The sequence below is a fragment of the Alloprevotella sp. Lung230 genome (assembly GCF_014385435.1).
GTDB lineage: Bacteria > Bacteroidota > Bacteroidia > Bacteroidales > Bacteroidaceae > Alloprevotella.
Window position 1 is genome coordinate 333,669 of record NZ_JACSUD010000001.1, and the last position, 18,961, is coordinate 352,629.

Annotated in this window: 7 protein-coding genes; all 7 read right to left on the bottom strand. The window is 46.8% G+C overall.

The features are described 5' to 3' along the window. Positions 1–197: 197 nt before the first annotated feature. On the bottom strand, positions 198–2,411 hold the full coding sequence (locus tag H8527_RS01265) for a RagB/SusD family nutrient uptake outer membrane protein (protein WP_187544950.1): 2,214 nt from the start codon (positions 2,409–2,411) through the stop codon (positions 198–200). 131 nt (positions 2,412–2,542) lie between these two features. After that, complete coding sequence (locus H8527_RS01270) at positions 2,543–5,947, bottom strand: SusC/RagA family TonB-linked outer membrane protein (protein ID WP_187544951.1); 3,405 nt, start codon at positions 5,945–5,947, stop codon at positions 2,543–2,545. 27 nt (positions 5,948–5,974) lie between these two features. Continuing rightward, positions 5,975–7,915, bottom strand: coding sequence for a hypothetical protein (locus H8527_RS01275; protein WP_187544952.1), 1,941 nt, complete (start codon positions 7,913–7,915; stop codon positions 5,975–5,977). 82 nt (positions 7,916–7,997) lie between these two features. Then, positions 7,998–10,148, bottom strand: coding sequence for a fasciclin domain-containing protein (locus H8527_RS01280; protein WP_187544953.1), 2,151 nt, complete (start codon positions 10,146–10,148; stop codon positions 7,998–8,000). A gap of 11 nt (positions 10,149–10,159) precedes the next feature. After that, positions 10,160–12,070, bottom strand: a complete 1,911-nt coding sequence (locus tag H8527_RS01285; protein WP_187544954.1) for a RagB/SusD family nutrient uptake outer membrane protein — start codon at positions 12,068–12,070, stop codon at positions 10,160–10,162. Positions 12,071–12,116: 46 nt separating this feature from the next. Next, positions 12,117–15,533: a SusC/RagA family TonB-linked outer membrane protein gene (locus tag H8527_RS01290; protein WP_187544956.1), complete on the bottom strand. Its 3,417-nt coding sequence runs from the start codon at positions 15,531–15,533 to the stop codon at positions 12,117–12,119. Between the two features lie 13 nt (positions 15,534–15,546). Then, positions 15,547–18,528, bottom strand: coding sequence for a hypothetical protein (locus H8527_RS01295; RefSeq protein WP_187544957.1), 2,982 nt, complete (start codon positions 18,526–18,528; stop codon positions 15,547–15,549). Positions 18,529–18,961 lie beyond the last annotated feature (433 nt).

The window sequence follows — 18,961 nt, forward strand, 5'->3', positions numbered from 1 at the left end:
CTCGTACACTCCCTCCTTGCTCCTTCTTCGCAAAGACCAGCCGATGAAAAAGTGGAAACTGCGAGGCAGTCTTAAAGTTCTAGTATTCATTACTTCTGAGCACCTACTTCACAGAAAAAAGAGAGTACACTCGAAAGTGCACTCTCTTAGAGCGAAGCAAACGCTGCGAGGGCAGACGATGCTAAATTAGTGATTCATCATTTATTTTTCGGAGCAGGAAGATACCAGTTTTCAGGCTGGAGCAAGAAGTTGTAGAGGCTTCCTGTCTTGGTGGGTTGCTCGTAGGGGGCGAGTGGTTCATCACGACGTGAGATGAGCCAAGCCATCCAAGCGCTTCCATCTTCGCCGGCAGCATTGCGGTGGCGTGCCAAGCGCATGAGGTCGTAGTAGCGGTTGCCTTCAAAAGCCGTTTCCAATGCAAGTTCATCGGCAATGAGGGTTTCAACAGCGGCCACTTCCTCACGAGAAGGATCTGCAGGCTTGAATTTGTGAGTACGAGTAATCACTTTATACGTATCGCCCGTATTGGGATCGGTCACTTCCTTTTCAGTGGTAACCACATCGTCGGCAGCGGGAGCTTTAAGCAGACCACGAGCAGCCGCGTGAGAAAGTTTGCCACCACGACGAGCATCCTCTGCAGCAATGCGCTGTGCAACGACCTTTTCGTACGTCCAAATCGTATCGGCATCGGTAAAGCCAATAATACCGCCTCCAAAGCCTTGAGTGCTTGCAGCACCTGCTAAGCGCGTACCTTCATTGTGCTTATTGGCAAACTTGGAGAAATCCAACCATTTGTAGGCTTTAGCGCGTACAATCTCATTGAGATCAATGCTGTTGGCACCATTGGCGATAGAATCAACGGCTCCATAAACATCCACCTCAATTTTTGCAATGTGCGTTTTGGTGGCATCGGTATAGGTCGTATCGCCGACGAGACGCGTCGTGGCTTTGGGAAGCGTTTCGGGCGAAAGTCCATCACGCAATACGGAGAAAGCATAGCGTGGGAAGCCGGCACGATTGATGGCTTCGGCATAGCGCAAATAAATCTGACGTGTGCGGTAGAGAGGAATGCCGTAACGGAAAGAGAAATCTCTGGGCGACAAAGCACTGAAGGAGGTTTTGGCGCTGGGGGAGAATTTCTGAATGAAACGCAGACGGCCTTTGTCGGTGGCCACATAAGGAGCAGCAGAGTAAATACGTTGGTCGCCCAAAGGTAAGTACTTCACATCCGTTTGCTTGCCGTTCTCCACTTCGTTGTAAACAAAGACTTGGGCTTTGCTCAGACGCTCAATGGCTTCGGAGGGCTCTACCTGACGATTGCGATAGTTACCTTCGAGGCTGACGGAACCAGCAGTCTTGACATCTTCCTTCTCCTTACCATCAGACCCCTTCGAAGTGCTGGAGGTGGTGGAGTTGGTCGAAGTGGCATCAAAGCCATAGACCTGCGGCACACGGGTGAGCATCTTTCCAAAGAATGTGTTGGAAGCAGAGGGGAACGCCATGCGGTTTTCATCCGGACGAACAAAGTTCGTACTCATCAGGGTGAATTTCCACGCGTTAGCAATCGCAGAATAATTGTCCACTCCATTACGTTTCGTGTTGGAAACGATAACTTCCATCTCTTTTACATAACTGTCACAATCTTCATCCAGATACTTGTGGTAGTAGGTGGCCGCCTGTGCATAGTCGTCGGGATTAGCTCCGCGCAGGAGGTAGAGATCGCCATAAATCAGGTTGGCATTGAAGGTCATGAATTTATGGTGGAACTCATCACTACCATTGTTGAACTTTCCATAATCGGGATAGCCCAATTGTTCGCTATACTGGTAGGCTTGTTTCAAACCGCCCTTGCTTTCGAGCAGATTGAGCAGATTGTCGGGCGTTGCCCAGTCCTCAGGGTTGGTTTCCCAACCGGTGTTGGAGTTGTCTACCGGCAGAACGATGAAAGGCACCTTACCATAGTTTTGCACGAGCTGCATATAGGTCCAGGCGCGCACTAACTGTACTTGTGCCAACTCACGGCGCATGTAGTAGTTGTTGTTCTTCGCAGCCATGGAGTCGGCCTTGGAAAGGTAGAAGTTACACTGGTTGATGACCTTGTAGTAAGCCGCTCGGTTGAGCAGCAGGTTTTCACCATCAGCGAGATTACGGAAGTTGATAATGTCGTTGATAGAGTCGGAGGCATACTCTGTGGGGCGAACCAAGTCGCCACGGAGTTCGCCCAAAAGAACATTCTGCTCAATCATGTCTTGCAGATTAGACATGATACCGAGGTAGAAGTTCACCGTATCTTTACCCGAAAAGTTGGTGGTATAACGATCCAAATCGGGAGTAAGCATGTCCTCACAAGAGGTGGTGAGGGTGCCGACGCCCACAAGGGCAAAGAGCAAAGAAAAAATAGATTTCTTCATGGTTGGAAAGATTGGATAATATGATGTGGTGGTGTGATGCTGAGTGGCCGATCCCTATGACAAGCGTCAGTTCTCAAGCAATAGTCTCATGCCCCTTAGCATCACAAAACCATACTATCGTGAAAAGCGGTTTAGAGATTGATCGTCACACCCAGATTGAAGCTACGACTTTGGGGAAGAAGTCCGGCATCGATGCCTTGATAAAGCACGCCGTTGCCGGCCGATACTTCGGGGTCACTGCCAAGATACTTCGTAACGGTAAACACGTTGTTGGCTTCTCCCCAAACGGCAAGTCCTTGCAACCAGGAGAGGGTGATGGGCATCTCATAGGTGAGACGCACCTTCTTGAGCTTAAGGAACGAACCGTCTTCAATCCAACGATCGGAGAAACGCTCGTTATTAACCCAATGGTCGGAGTCAGCCGACATGGCACGCGGCACACTGGTTTGCTGACCTTCGTAACGCCAACGATTGACCACTGCCGTGGTTTGGTTCCAAATGTTGTTGGCGCTCTCCAACTGCATACGCTGATAGTTGAAGACATCGTTGCCCAGCGAATACTTGAAGTTGAGGTCGAGGGTGAGGCGCTTCCAAGAAAGAGAGGTGTAGAAGTTGCCGTAGAGGTCGGGGTTGGGATCGCCAATCACCACACGGTCGGCTTCGTTAATCCAGCCATCTCCATTTTGGTCGACAAAATGAACATCACCTGCGCGGAAGTCGCGTGAAGGCTTGGAAGCCAATCCCGTAGGATATTTCAGACCTGCGGCCTTTGCTTCTTCGGTAGTGGCGAAAACACCTTTGGTCTTGTAGCCATAGAAGACACCAGCAGCATGTCCGACAGCGGTGAGGATATTGTCCTTACCATAAATTGAGTTGGTGTGGCCATAGACCACTTGTTTGCTCGATTCCACCTTACGTCCGGCAGCGTCCAAAGCCCAGCTTTCAAGCTGATTGTTGGCAGTATTGGGCAGGGCGGTAATCTTGTTCTTGTAGTGCGCCATCGAAGCCCCTACCTGCCATTTCCAGTCCTTGGTGTTGAGAAGAATGGCATTGAGGCTGACGTTCACACCATTGTTGGTGAGTTCGCCTTCGTTCGACCACATCTGCGACAAGCCCGTGATGTCACTCACCGTGCGACGTGTCAGCAGATTGGTGGTACGTGCGTTAAAGTATTCGATGCCGAGTGTCAAACGATTGCGGAGCAGATTGAGTTCCATACCCACATTGAAACGATGGGTGGTCTCCCACTGAATTTTGGGGTTCTGGATGTTGCTCAACACAAGCGAGGTGGCACGGTCCATGAACTTCACGTTGCGGAAATAGGTGCGTACTGCATAGTAATCGACATTGTCGTTACCGCTCATTTCATAACCTGCGGAGAGTTTGGCATAGTCAATCCATGAAACATTGAACCAACGCTCATTGCTCATCACCCAAGCGGCCTGCAAGGAGGGGAACAGTCCCCACTTTACACCGGCAATTTTGATGCCTTCTTCGGCTTTCTTACCGAAGCGAGAAGAAGATTCGGCCGAAGCGATGAGTTTGAGGAAATACCGGTTCTTGAAATTGTAGTCGGCATTGGCATAGTAGCTGAGGTTGACCCAACGGTCATTGATACCCCCATAATTAATGTACTGCAAGGAGTACTTCACGTTGGGCATCTTGTCGTTGTCGTTGTTGTAGCCCGACACATGGCTGTCGCTATACGTATAGGACGACATGCGGAAGCCGCCAAACACATCCCACTGATGCTTGCCATAGTTGCGCGACCAGTCGATGCGGAAGTCATTGAACAAGGTGGTTTCCTTGCCAAACTGCGAACTGATGACGCTTTGTACCAAACCCAGCCCCTGTACTTCTTTCAGAGGCGTACCGCTCTTGGGCATGAAGTACTTCTCATTGCTACGGTTGAGCAGGTAAGCAAAGCGGTTGCTGATGGTCCAGTAAGAATTGATTTGGTAGCGGGGATTGACATTGAGCTGGAACTGTGTCTGCTCTTGGTAGTTTTTGTTCTCGCCTTCGCCATTGGCCAAAATCCAATAGGGATTGGCCAAACCTTCAAATCCGAACTGCTGGGCAAAGAGGAAAGGGTTGTTGGCAGCGGTATAGTTCAGACCTGCCAAAATTTTGTCGGTATGCTCCAAACCGAGACGGTTGTTGCCCATATAGCGAACATAGTAGGCATAGGGGTCAACAAACGGAGCTTGAATCAGGCCGAGGACATTGGGAGAAGAGATATTCTTAGTGGCATAGCTTTCTGCCCAACCATTGTCGCGCAGGTTGTAGGCGTTGCGCACATAACCCATATCCAGACCGGCGGTGAATCCTTCAAAAAGTTTCACATCGGCATTGAAGCGGATGTTGAGGCGGTTGAAGTCATTGTTTTTGGCGGTTGCTTCACCTTGAGTGTAACCCAAAGAAAGGTTGTACATCGCCACCTCGTCACCTCCTTGCACACCCACTCGATAGTTTTGCGAGAAGGCCGTGTGGTAAAGGTTTTTCTGCCAATCGGTATCGTTATGGTACTGCTTGTAGAAAAGGTAGTTTTTGTCCTCGTTGAGGAAAGGAATGGTCATCGAAGAGGCCAACAAGTCGGCATCCTTTGTTGTGCCCAAGAACTCGGTCAGATAGTTGCGATATTGATTGGCATTCATCATCGAAAGCTTCGTGGGAATCTGCTCTACCCCACTGTAAGCCCGGATGTTGATGCGCGTTGCCATCGACTTACCTCGCTTGGTGGTGATGCGCAAAACACCATTGGCACCTTCAGAACCATAGAGGGCGGTACCATTGCGGAGCACCTCTACGGTTTCAATATCTTCGGTGTCGATCAGATTGAGTACATTGTTGACGAAACCATCGTGAATGGTGGTACGATCATACTGCATGTCCCAAATCACGCCATCGACAACTACCAAGGGCTGTGCATTGGCATTGAGCGAATTGATACCATTGAGCAACATCATCGCCCCTTGCCCGAGCTGTCCGCCACGATTGATGGTGCGCAGAGAGGCATTGAGTGTGTTTTCGAGATCTCCCTCAACGGAGATGGCGCTGGATGTTTTGGGGGCTAAAATCCCTTTTTGCAACACTTCTGTGCCATCGGTGTAGAGGGGCTTGAACTTTGCGCTATAGATGAAAGCATCGTTGGTCTTTCCCTCGCGAATGCCCAACTGGATAGAGTTGTAGTCTTCGGTCGAGAGATAGAGCGCCGTCACATGTTCGGGGACAGAGATATGATAGACGCCTTGCTCATCGGTCATGGCCGTATAGTAGCGATTGTTGAGCGCTTGCACACGTACCCCAGAAAGAGGCTTGCGCGTTGCGGCATCATAGACCACTCCCGAGACCTCTTTCATCTGGTAAACGGGAAGTTTCGCCTTTGCGGTGGTAGCCTTTCCAGGTTTGTTTACACTGGTAGAGTCGGCAGGCTCTTGAGCATACGCTCCCGGCGCACAAACACCGGACAGCATCATCAAGCTCACACCACATCGGAGGGCTGCAGACATCATATTGTTATGATTGTCGATATTCATAATCTAAGATTATTTTTGATTGGGGAGTTATTTGCCACGATAGGGCTCTACGATGATTTTTACGATATTCAGAGCCTTGCACTTGATGTCGCCACGTCCTTTTTTAGGAAGGGTAAAACGCAAACGCGGGAAGCTCACCTTTTCTTTGCCCAAACCCACATAGCATTTGGGGAAGACATAGTTTTTCCAAAGCACGATTTCATTCACTTTGTCTTGTGAGAACTGACCAGCGCCTTGGTCGATGGTCACCGTATGAGCTTTGTCGACTACATCATTGTCGTCCACAATTTGTGCGGTAAACTTCACCACCTCTTCCGGATCTCCTTCGGTGAAGTGGTCCAAGCTGATCTTGGTGGGTACCATAATTGCCTTGATGGTATAGCCTGTACTATACACTGGATTCAAACGGAAGTCAAGCACCATATCGGATTTTTCCGAAGCCATCTCATAGCGTTGGAAAACTTTTCCTTCAACCTCTCCTTCTACACCGACATACACCGGCTTTTGCGTGAGCGGATCAAGAACGGGGGTACCGTCTTCGGCCAATTTCGGACGATAGCGGTTGTAGTTGTCCTCGGTCAAATTGATGGTCGAACCCACACGCACAACGGCATTGTTGGAAGTGGGGCTGGCGGTATAATAGGTAGGACTTGTGGAGGGTTGGAAACGGAAACTGCTCACAAAGCTGTAAGCGGGGTCGAATGTAAAGTGCTCCAGATTGAAGATATAACCATTAGAGGCACGATAAGGCTTCAAGTCTTTCAGAGCGGGGTTGGGAGTGGTGTTCAAAGCTGCACCAGGGGCTACTCCGGCATTGTAGAAAATCGTTCCCGTTGTAGAGATGAGTGAATCGGCGTGGATGGCGTAATGGATAAGAGCAGCGGAGTCATTCAAGTCTACATTTTGGAAATGGCGAGGTGCAAAGAACAAATTGAAGACGATATTTTCACGCACATTACGATCGGCGAGAGAGTCGGCCAAAGTACGTGAGGCGTCTTGACTTGACTTCTTATCTAAACGATACTGACGCGCATTACCCTTGTTGTTATTGAACGAAGTGCCGTTCCAATCGTAGCTGTAGGCTGCACCATACTTGAAGAGTTCTCCTACCTTTTCCAATCCTTCTTTCCATGCTGTGTTGTTGGGAATGAGGGCGATATAAGTAGAGTCTTCATTGGCGATTTGAGCACCAGTATGGTCGAGCAAATCATTGGTGTAGGTGTAGACCGAATCGATGTAAACCATCTTTCCATGCTCATTCATAGCACCCGGCACCGATCTTTCATCGGAAAACTTGACGTGATCAACAGATGGATCTTTGATGTAGGCATTGAGCGAAGAAATGTCCTTGTTGGCCGACAAGTAGTCGTAGATATTGTAGGAGAAAGGAGAAACCCCGTTGAGAATGTGCAACTGCCCATTGCTGGCTGCCACGTCGTCGCCCTTCATCGCTACACCATTGAAAGTCTTTGCCGTTGCCGTAGCACGCTTATTGTTGAGCAAACGTACGGTTTGTTCGCCGGCTGCACCTTCGTGATTGAATCGCGCAATGTGATTGGCAACGAGTTGCTGCCAAACATAGTATTGAATTTCACGACCTTTCTTACGATCAGCTTCTGAGGCAGAGGACAAATAAGTAGCTGCGACATCGAGCGTATCGTTCCAAGCCTTAGGATTAAAGGTGCCATTCAGCGGAGCCCACATCGTGAAACTTTGATTTTGAGCCAAGAGTTCGGCGGCCGTCAATGTGGCTGTACGATCGTCCTTGGATTTCATCACTTTTGTGCGTTTCAGCAAAGCAGCAAAATCTGTGAGTTGCGGATTGCTTTCTACACTCTCCCAAAGCGTCTTGTCACCGGCACCCCAACGCTTTACATCGAAATGGTCGTCAGCACAAGCACTGAAGAGCACAAGAGCACCAATGGCCCAAGCGCCACGTTGCATCCATTTATTGAAAGTTGTCTTCATAATAAGGAATTATCGAGAATTGAAAAGTTCTCTCTGTTCTCACTGCCTCTCCATGTTGAGAAGCAACGAGAAATAGAGTTTTTTACCATTGGTCTTCCGGTTCTGTACCGTTGAAAACGCTCTTGGGAACCAGTTCGAAATAGTCAGAGAAGAACTGCGAGTCGCTCTTGTCCAAAGCAGACTTGAAGCGCATATAATAAGTCTTTCCGGGCTCCATGTACTTGGTCGTAACAATGCGACGAATACAAGCGTAGGGACCGATAAGATAGTTGCGACAATCGGTATCGCCCTTACCATCACAGGCCGTAAAAATGCGGGGGCACTTCATATAGCCGTGGTTACGCATATTCTTATCATTCTCAGAATTGATGGAAGCGTCTTTTCCATCTGCAAACCAACCAATGTTATCATTGTCGGACTGAGGTTGACGCATATCCAAGGGAAGACCTTCGGGAAGAAGGTTGCGTGGATTTTCACCGAAATAGATCTGACACATACCACGCAGCGAGTTGTTACTCATACCCATTCGGATTTCATAAACATCAGCACGAGGCACCGGCGGAAGGCGAAGCACAAAGTCATAGACACCGGCCACCATAAATTCATCGCCCTGATAATCGCGCCATCCGGTACCGCCGTAGTGTGCGGCATGGAGATAGAGCAAACGAGTGTCTTCGCTCTCGTTGAGGATATTTTCGAAATATCCGGTAGTGCCATCGGCACGGGGTGAGTTGAGCTTCGGGAAATAAGTGTACTTGCGCTCGGTGCGACAGCCGTAAGAGAGCAATTCAGGAAGCATCGTAGACAGGTCGAAACGGATACGTTCGTTACCCAAAGCGTTCCTGGCAGTTTCGTCTAAGATGAGAATTTTGTCGATAGGATAGAAGTATCCGTTCTTCGCATTATTGTCATAGGTCTTTCCATTCAACACATTGGTGGGAAGTACCTTGACACCACGTTGCACAACACCTGTCTGCTTATAATTATCTGCTACATTGTAGGTGCAGACTCGATTGAGGTAAAGACCGCGATCAGCTGCATCTTGGGTAACCTTAATCAAACTACGCGTTTTGTCGCTACCCACAGTTACGAAATAGTCCCAAACATCAATACTATAGGTTGTGTGTTGGGGATTTTTCATATCACCATATTTGTAGCCCCATTCGTTGAAGTGTTGTACAAACTGGTTGTGCGCCAACTTTCCTTTGAGGAAGTGATAGGCAACAAAGCGGTTGATGGCATTATCTTCGTTCTTCAAATCGCCTTGTGCTTTTGTACCATAAGCGGCTTCACACATCGCAGTCAGAGCAGAAACAATGGCAGCGGTGTTGGTGACGGTTTTCGTCGCGGCATCATACACAGGGGCAGGAATACCGGCAGCTTGAAACACATCGTCTGTTTCCACAAAACCCGTATAGCACAAATAGCGGTGTTGAGCAATATTGAAAGGGGAAACCTGTGCCAAATTCCAAACCTGCTCCCTCTCCTCATTTTCATATTGGAGATCGTAGTGCATGCCCGAAAGCTTATTTGACCAACCGGTAGCATCCAAGAGGGCTCCCATAATCCGCATATTTTCGGTTTCTTTGATCAAGTCGGGCACCTGCTGATTGGAAGGAGCAATCACAGATTCCATGACATGAAGCAACCCATTGCTCAGCTTCACGTCCGTTTTCAGCACTTTGTTCTTTCCATTGATTAGGAAATAGGTGCCGCCGGTAGAGGAATTATCTGTTTTTTCCTCACACGTAATCGAACGGTCGCTCAAGTCACTTTTAGAGAAAGCACCGCCAGCGGTGGGAAAATCGGGGCTTTCAAAAGCCGATTCGTTACCATTGTCGATAATACAACTATAGGCTATGAGTTTCTTTTGCTCCTCATTGAGGTCTTGCACATCTTTTCCTGCTCCCAAAAGCGATGTCACATATTTGTTTACCGCTGCATTGGTGGGAATAAACACGGTGTAGTTACCACGGGCAGACAGCACAGAGGAAAGGACAGAAGCCTCTTTTTTGCTTCCCAAACGCACATTGTCGAAGATATACTTAATCTTCGAATATTGAGCCGTGTCAGCACTCAAAAAGTCAAGAATGGTCTGTTCCTTTGCAATGGCAAAGTTGCCTTCATTGATGGATTCACTACAGCTTTGCGTTCCAAGAAGCAAGCCACAAGTGAAAGTCAGTGCCAAACTGCTCGCGAGCAGTGTCTTTATGGAGATACGAATTCTGTTCATTGCAGTCGTTATTACATTTTAGGCATATATCGTTCCCAAGTGGGATTCTGTACCAGCTTCCCATCACCATTGCCATAGCCTTTACCATTGGCTTTCAATTCATCGACATGGATGGGATTATAGAGAGAGATGATGTGACGAAGACGATTGCGAACGCTTGTAGAAGCACCCATCCAGTCAGAAAGCGTTTCTTTAGTGCTCCCCTTAAATTCGCATTCACGAACAAGGTCAAACCAACGCTTACCCTCTCCAAGGAATTCGCGTTGGCGCTCACAGTAGACCAAGTAGAGGGCATTTTGGCCGTAAGCACCATATCGTTCCTTAATTATTTTGCTTTTATCGGCATAATCTTTGTCAATCTTATTTTGACGAACACGTACGCAATAGAGATCTTCGTTGGTGCTGTTGACGGTGTCGCATTTAGGATTATTGCGATGGAAGAGCTCGTCCGCAGCTCGGAAAGCGACACGCACATCATAATTGGGATTTTCAAAGGGTTTTGCCTTCAGACGCGCAATGGCTTCTGCCTTAATCATCATAATGTCGGCCAAACGATAAACCTGCCAACTTGCATTACTCGACTTACTATTGACGAAGCTAACAGTTCCCCCCTTCAACACGTTAGTTGGGTCGAAGATGAGGGTGCGTGTGTTTACCGACTTGATAATAGGATTAACCGAACTTTTAGCATCCTGCTCATACAAGCCATAGGACAAAAAGCGGAAATCTGTTCGGCCATAACCCTTCACGGGATCAACCTTTTGGGCGGCATTAAATAATAATGGGTTTGCCGTCAGCTTACCAGCCTTGAAACCACCGTCAGCATTACCATAGAATAAATCAGGGAAAGTTCCATTGTACGTATTCACACCATCATATTGGAGTTCAAAGATACTCTCAATAGAGTTTCTTGATCCAAGAACAAAGCTATAAGGTATATCAATCATAGTCAAACCCAAATCTTCATTTGGAATCAATGGGTAATACACTTCACGGCGTTTATCTTGCTGAGGTACGGAAGCCAAGTCTAAGCGTTCTTGATAATCTTTCATCATCTTATTAAGAACGACATCTGCATGTTCCACCGACTTCACCAAAAGTTGACCGGCCAATGCATTTTCTTCAGCCTCTGTGAGGATAGTTCCGTCTGATTTTCTCACGGGAAATCCTTTGGCTTTAGCATGGCTCACCAAGCCTGCACGCCACAAATACATATCCGCCAAAAGGGCATGGATGGACTGATTCGTCCAACGTCCTTTATTTTCAATGGAGTTACCATAGTTCGTAGCTGCATAAGGAAGCACTGCCTCTACACTATTGATGAGAGAATCCAAAATAACAACACCCGCAGTGGCAGAGTCGCGCGCAGCAATCGCTTCGGCATCCGTGCTCACTGAATGCTCCACATAAGGAACATTCCGGAAAGCACGCACCAAATAGAAGTAGTAAAGTGCGCGTAACGAAATCATTTCTGCCTTGATAGGCAGCCAATCGCTTTGGGTAAACGAGGGATCGATATTCTGATCTATCATGCGCTGCCCATTTTCCAAGACTTCATGGCAATAGTTGATACCGGTGTACATATCCGCCCAACTAAACATACCATCAGTGGGTCGAAGCACCGCTTCCTGCATGTAGCGGTATTGCGCCTGCTTCATATCATTCACCACAAGATTGTCGGAGCGGATTTCTCCCCATTCTACAATCTTATTAGTGTTTTTGCTCAGTTGATAGTAGGCAGCAGCACGTACGTTATTGACGTCATTGCTGGTGGTCCAAAAGTATTCCTTTGTAATGGAGTCTGTTGGATAGAGCGTCAAGTAATCCTCACACGAGGTGAGTACACCTGTGGCCAATGCAACAGCTGCTACAAGAAACTTATTGATTGATTTTCTTTTCATGGTTTCGAGAATTGTAAGCATGAAGGAACTTTCATATGGATGGCTAAAATCCTTTTATAATAGAGAATTAGAAACCAAAATTCAAACTAAACGTAAACGACCGTGAGCGAGGTGTCTGCGATCTGTCGAAAGCAGGTTCAAATCCGCCGGCGCTATGTTCGGGATCTACACCCGAGTATTTCGACCAGAAAATCAAGTTATTACCTGACAGACCGACACTGAGGGTGCTAAATCCGTAACGTTTAAGCACCTTGGGGTTGACCGAGTAGCGGAGTTGCAGATAGTTGAAACGTACGAAATCTGCATCTTCCACATACCGGTCAGAACTCAACTCATTAAAGGAGTCACCGGCAGCGGCATTTTTGGCACGAGGTATCTGCGTAACATCACCATTTTTTCTCCAGCGCCAGTCTACCGACGCCATTTGGTTACTATTGTTACGCATACTTTCGGCCTGCATCTTTGCGATGTTAATCACCTTACTGCCGACACGGAAGTTGAAGTTGGTCTTCAATGTCCAACGACCATAAGTGAAATCAACTCCAAAACCACCATAGAATTTCGGGTTGGAAGAGCCCAAATAGACAATATCCAATTCGTCAATCTGTCCATCGTGGTTGATGTCTTCATAAATGACATCACCGCCTTGGAACTGGTAGTTCTTACCGCCGTAGTTAAACATCATCGGAAGAGGATTACCGGCTTTGTCGTAGACCACATTACCCTGTGCATCTCTAACAATCGGCGCTGTCTTTCCTGTAGCAGCAGCAGTGTTGACCAAGCGGTTGCCGTTGGCATCCTTCTCAGCCATATAATACTTATTCTTTTCAGGGTTTTGGAAATAGCCTGAGTGGTCATAGTCGTAGGCATACACTCCTTTATAGCGGAATCCATAGATGCCGCCCAATGCATGTCCGATTTGAACACGACTTAGATATTTTTCATTTTCATAGCCAAACTCCTTATTGATAGAAGCCAATACACTGGCATCCATTTCGGTGATGGTGTTCAGAGTTTGCGACAAGTTAGCACGAAGCACCGTGCTGAACTTTCCAACACGGAAGATGGGTTTAGTGTTGAAGAAAAGCTCCCAACCTTGGTTTTCCATCGCACCGACATTGGCATTACCTATGCTGGAGAATCCAGTTGAAGAGGGTACTCTCACTCCGGACATCATCAGGTCGGTAGTGTACTTCTTATAGACATTAAAATCAAACTGGAACAGTTCTTCCAAGAGATGAAGGTCAAAACCGACGTTCCAAGATTTGGTCTTTTCCCAACGGATTTTTGTCAGACGTAAGTTGCTGGGAGCAATACCCTGAACACCGGCATAGTATCCATAAGATTTATACTGGTTGTAAATCAAGCCTTCGCCGAACGAAGCATTACCATTCACACCCCAACCCGGTCGTACAGCCAGCATATTGATGTACTTGGTAAGCGGCTTGAAGAATTTCTCGTCAGAGATATTCCAACGTGCAGAAATACCAGGGAAGAAGCCCCACTTATTACCCGAACCGAACTTGGTCATACCATCGGCACGGAAAGTGAAGTCAAAACTATACTTCGAGCCATAGCTGTAGTGAAGACTACCTGTTCCACTCAAACTACGTCCTCTTGAAGTAGAGGTGTAAGTACCTGAGAGATAGCCCGGCACAGTGGGATCAGTGATTCCCCCGGAAATACCGCTGGAAGACAGACCTTGTGAAGTTGAGTTGGTGACTCTGGTTTCAAAGCGTCCCAACATTTGAAGAGAGTGATTCTCATTTTCAAAATGTGGACGGAAAACAAGTTCGTGGCGGGTCGTAAAGGAGAAGTTTTTGAAATCATCCGTTTTCGTCTGATCCACACCTTGGTTCCAAGAGTTAGAGGTCAACTCATGAGGGAAATAAGAAGAGTTCGTACGTGTGAAAGCATAGAGGTTCACATCCCCCTTATAGTTCAATTGTGTTTCCGCATCGTCCTTACCTAAGAACTTATACTCTACGCTAAACTGAGGGTTGATTGTATAGGTGCTCTCACGTTCCCAAGCACGGTTGGCGATGGCCACGGGGTTTCCGTTATCCACCATATCCTTCAAATAATAAGAAGTGAGATTTGAGTTATTGGCAATCATCACATTCTTATAAGCGTCAGAAGCGGCAGGAGGCATAAGGTAGTATTCTCCCGTGTCGTAATACCGACCAGTGGCTTGGTCATACTCCCAGCGAGTTACAGACATATTGGGCATTGCACGATAGGCTTTACCCAAGATGTTGTTGCCGTAGTTCTTATTGTTCTTCGTGTAAGTGAGCGAGAAGTTTGAAGTAAACTTGATGCGGTCTGACACGTAGTAGTCCAAAGCCAATGAGGAGGTAAAACGATCCAAGCTCTGCTTGATAATGGTTCCCACTTCATGGTCATAGTTACCCGAAATGCGGAAAGAGGCTTTTTCACCACCACCCGAAAGGTTTACGCCATACTTGTGAGTCTGGCCAAATTGTTTCACCTCTTTGACCCAATCGGTATTTTTATTATAGTTATAATAGTAGGCAGGATAACTGGGAAGATACATCAACTCCACAATACTCGAAGCGTTATCACTCTGTTTGGGGTTGAAGTAGGCTTCTTTCAGCATCATAGAATACTGATTACCATTGAGCATACGCATACCCTCAGGCTGCCAGGAGCCCGAGAAACTATAACTGAAATTGACACGCGTCTTACCACGCTTACCGCGACGTGTTGTAATTTCAATCACACCATTGGCACCACGAGCACCCCAAATGGCTGTCGCAGCAGCATCTTTAAGCACTTTAATGCTTGCGATGTCTTCGGGGCTGATTTGGAGAAGCGTTGCAAACTGCTCCGTATTTTCAGTATTGCTATAATCGAGATCAGACTTGTCAAAGTTCTCAAGGATATAACCATCACGTACAATGAGTGGTTCTTGAGAGCCATTGATGGAGCTGACACCGCGCAAACGCATCGAGGTACCCGAACCGAGGTTACCAGAATTGGCTACAATGTCCAAACCGGCAATCTGTCCTTGCAAAGCCTCACCGGCCGTTTCAAAAGCAAGGCCTTCCATGTTATCCATATTGAGGGTCTGCGTTGCAGTTGAGATTTCACGTTCAGGAATGACCAAACCATTGGAACGCACCTTACGGGTTGTCTTAACAATGGCTTCATTCATGCTGCGCTCTTTCATTTCCACTCGGAAAGAAGACTGTCCGCCAATCGCCATTGATTGGGTGCCATAACCGATGTAGGAGATTTCCAATCGGTTAGCGGGATTCTTAATAGTCATGGAGAAGTTACCACTCATGTCGGTCTGGGTTGCAGAAATAACACGATTGGATTTATCCTTCTCTACCACATTGGCCATAGCCACCGGACCATCTATTTTACTGAATACATGTCCCGAAATGCGCTTTTGTTGAGCCAAAACAACAGAGCTGCAAAATACGAGCAGAAGCGTCAAAATGTATTTTAAGTTATTCATAATGGCTTAGAAATTATTCTTTGATTCTGAATTTGGCTACAAAAGCTTTCGCTTTCTTGGGAGACGCCCAAGCTCTCGTATAACTGCTGGAGAGTGATTTGTCGAAAACCAAGGCTTTGTTGATTTGATGCACGACAGCATAAGAGCTGCTTTGAATATAAGTGGGCGCATCCAAAGAGTTATGGTTGGCATCACGCACCAGCATATTGCAGTGACTATTGTCCACTTCTACCTCATTGCCCGCAAGGTCAGTGATTTTCAAGCTATTGCTCGACTGCTTCACTTTCAATCCCAAATAGACTTTCTTCTCTTCATCTACACAAGATGTCATGTATTCTGCGGTACGGGTGGGGACATTGTCCACAAAGAGCGTTTCGTCTTGGAAGTGATACTTCAAGAAGTTCACAAGCGTAGTAATCATAGCTTGTGCCTTGACCTTAACTGCGCTATTGGCAGCTTTGGCAGCGTCAACTGCGGCTTGATTGCTCTTATCTGCGGCCAATACAGGCACAGTCTGTAAGTTGGCTGTGAGATAGGCATCAATTTCGTCCCAAGTTTTCAACCCCTTTGCCAGTTCCGCATCAACTGCAGTATTGGTGGGTACATACACAGTGTAGCGGTAGTTGTTAAAGAAGCGTACCAGCTTGTCGTTTTTCGCAGCATTATACTTGATGGCAGCCTTTTCACCACGCAGGAACACATAGTACTTCGCAGCGACCTTGTCCCATTCTGCGGCAATGGTTTTAGCTTCGCCTCCTGCGGCCAAGATAGAATCCTTGAAACCGGCTTTTTCAAGCAACGCATCAGAAACTCCTTCACAGAGCGAGAGGAATTTCGAATAGTTCGCATTGCTGGCGATGGTGTGATAAGTACTGTTGGTGGTAGACTGGAGAGGACGATCCAACAAGTACACCATACCATTACCATAACCATTGGTCGCTGCGGTTTGGTCAAATTCCTCCAGCACCTTACAAGGGGTTGCTGAGAATTGTTCTTGGAAACCACCGCTCACTTCCATGCCCACGCCACGATTGCTGCTCTTGATGACCACCGGAGCACCGACACGAGAGAGGAAGTATTTTTGATTGCTCTTCACCCCATTGGCCTCATTCTCATTGTGAACAATGATATGTTGGTTCACCATTTCCACAAGAAGTTGTTGCTTCACTCGGCCTGCGGGTAAGTCTAAGAGTTGCTCTGCTTTCGAGCTCTTTTGGTTATCAATATTACCAACAGCCTTACCCGTTGCGAGGTCATACTTATAGGCTTGGGCAAAGACACCGATACGCTTTCCCCCCTTGCCGGAACCGACAGAAGCAGGAATCCACTTGTACACCAAATAGCGGTTGGCATTGCCTGTTGCCAACGAGGCCGGGTCCACATAACCATATTCAGCAAAACCCTTATCGGAAGGAATGAAGAACGAGAAATTGCTCTGCATGGCCTTGAGATAGGTAGAGAAGTACTGCTTTAAGGGGGCGTTGTTATAACTATTACCCTGAATAAAGGAGTCGTCAGCGCGCACAACGGTGCGCATCACTTCGGCATCTTCATTATAAAGTGCAGGAGCGATGACAGAAGCGTAGTCGGCAGGAGTAATCACCTTGTTCATCACATAGACCACGCCGTTATTAGCAAGCAGACTCTTGGTAAAGTTGCTCTTATAAGATTCTTCTGTGGGATAATCTTTCGCGGTAAACATCTGGTCGCGAGCGTCGTTCATGATGGTCAAATACTTAGAAGGCACAGACTCATTAAACGAACTCTTCATCAAGTTGTTAACCAACGCTTGAATAACATCGAGAGGAATTTGGTCGAGGTTATAAATCAGATTTTCACGTGTATTGGGCTTAGTGGCATAGCGTTCAATCAAGACGCGACCACCTCCTCCGGGGAGGAAGTACTTAGCCAAAGCCTCATCATTGGGAACGAACATCGCTCCCATATCTTTCTCTTTCTGTTCAGTATCAGAAGAACGATAAGCGTTCCAACCGGGATCGAAATTGAGCAACGGCATATCGTTGTTGACCAAATTCTCCGGATCTACATTGAAACGTCCGCTACGCGTATTGACAGCAAAATAACGCTTTTCAAAAACAGAGTCGACATTTACATTGTAGAGCGCCTTAAAGTTTTCCGTGAGGGTGGCATTATAATAAGGTGCGCTGAAGCGGTCGAGAATATGGCTGAAAATCTGCGTATCTTCATTGGTACGAATCACTTCGGCCATATTGCCGGGAGGCACCATCACCTTATCTAACACATGAAAATAACCATTCAAGCACACCACGTCTTGCTTCGCAACACGCGCATCGTAGATATAAGAACGATTTTCATCCTCCGGCCACGTATTATTACCGAAGAGAATGAACGAAACGTCACTATGCTTGATACCTTTTTCATTCATTTGCCCTTCCAAGAAGTGCGTAAGCATGGGCATGGTGGCATCATTGGCCATATATATGCCCTTCTTATTAGGATCAGCATGGCGTTTCCAGTACTTTGCCTCCTTTTTGTCTTCATTATAATTGACCGGCAACTGGTCCCAGCGCCAGAAAGGCACAGAATCGGTAGCGGCAGCAGAAGAAACCTGTCGCAGGCACAGATTTTTCTCACCGTTTTCGCAGTTGGACATCATTTCCACCACATAGGCATTGTTCAACTGAGCACCATTAAAAAGGATCCGCTTTTGCGCCATCGTGAGTCCTTCGTAGCTTTTCACTCCCCAAGGATTGTTCTTGAAGAAAGCATCATAAGCCTCATCATTTGCGACAAAAAGTGTCTTACTACCCGTCTTGGACATCACATCCGTGTAGTTCAAGTCGTCGATTAAGCGAATAGTAGTCTTAAAGTTCCCCAACGATTTCAGTTCGTCGTAAATACTACCACCCAAGAAGTTAGGCTTCTTGTCGTCCAAATCATAATCATCGGAGCAAGAGTACGCCAGACCACTCATCGAGAGCAAAAGGCAAGCTCCAAGGACAGCTTTACCCATTCTGCAAAAGCGGTTATTCATACGCATCTTTTAATTGAATGTTATTTATTTTCTTTTTATTGCTAAGTTGCAAAGAGATTTTCGTACCCTATCCACAGAATACGACACCGCAAATTTAATGCAAATTCCGATGTCCGCAAACAAAAAATCAACGTTTTTTTCAACTCCCCTCTAAAAAAGTTATCATAAGATAGGTTTAGGGAAAGAAACTGCAAATAAAAAGACAAAAAACACTTTTACAGTGCAAGAAGAATACAATAAAATACCGTCAAAAAGAATGATTTTCAAAAGCAGACCTTGCAATTAGACAAAAATACACAAGAAAAAGCCGTCTTTAATGATCAAAATCATATAATATACACCTACACATTTATGCAACTTTCGCTTGCATAAAATAAGAAAATGACGTGCTATTTTGAAAAGCGGGATTGTA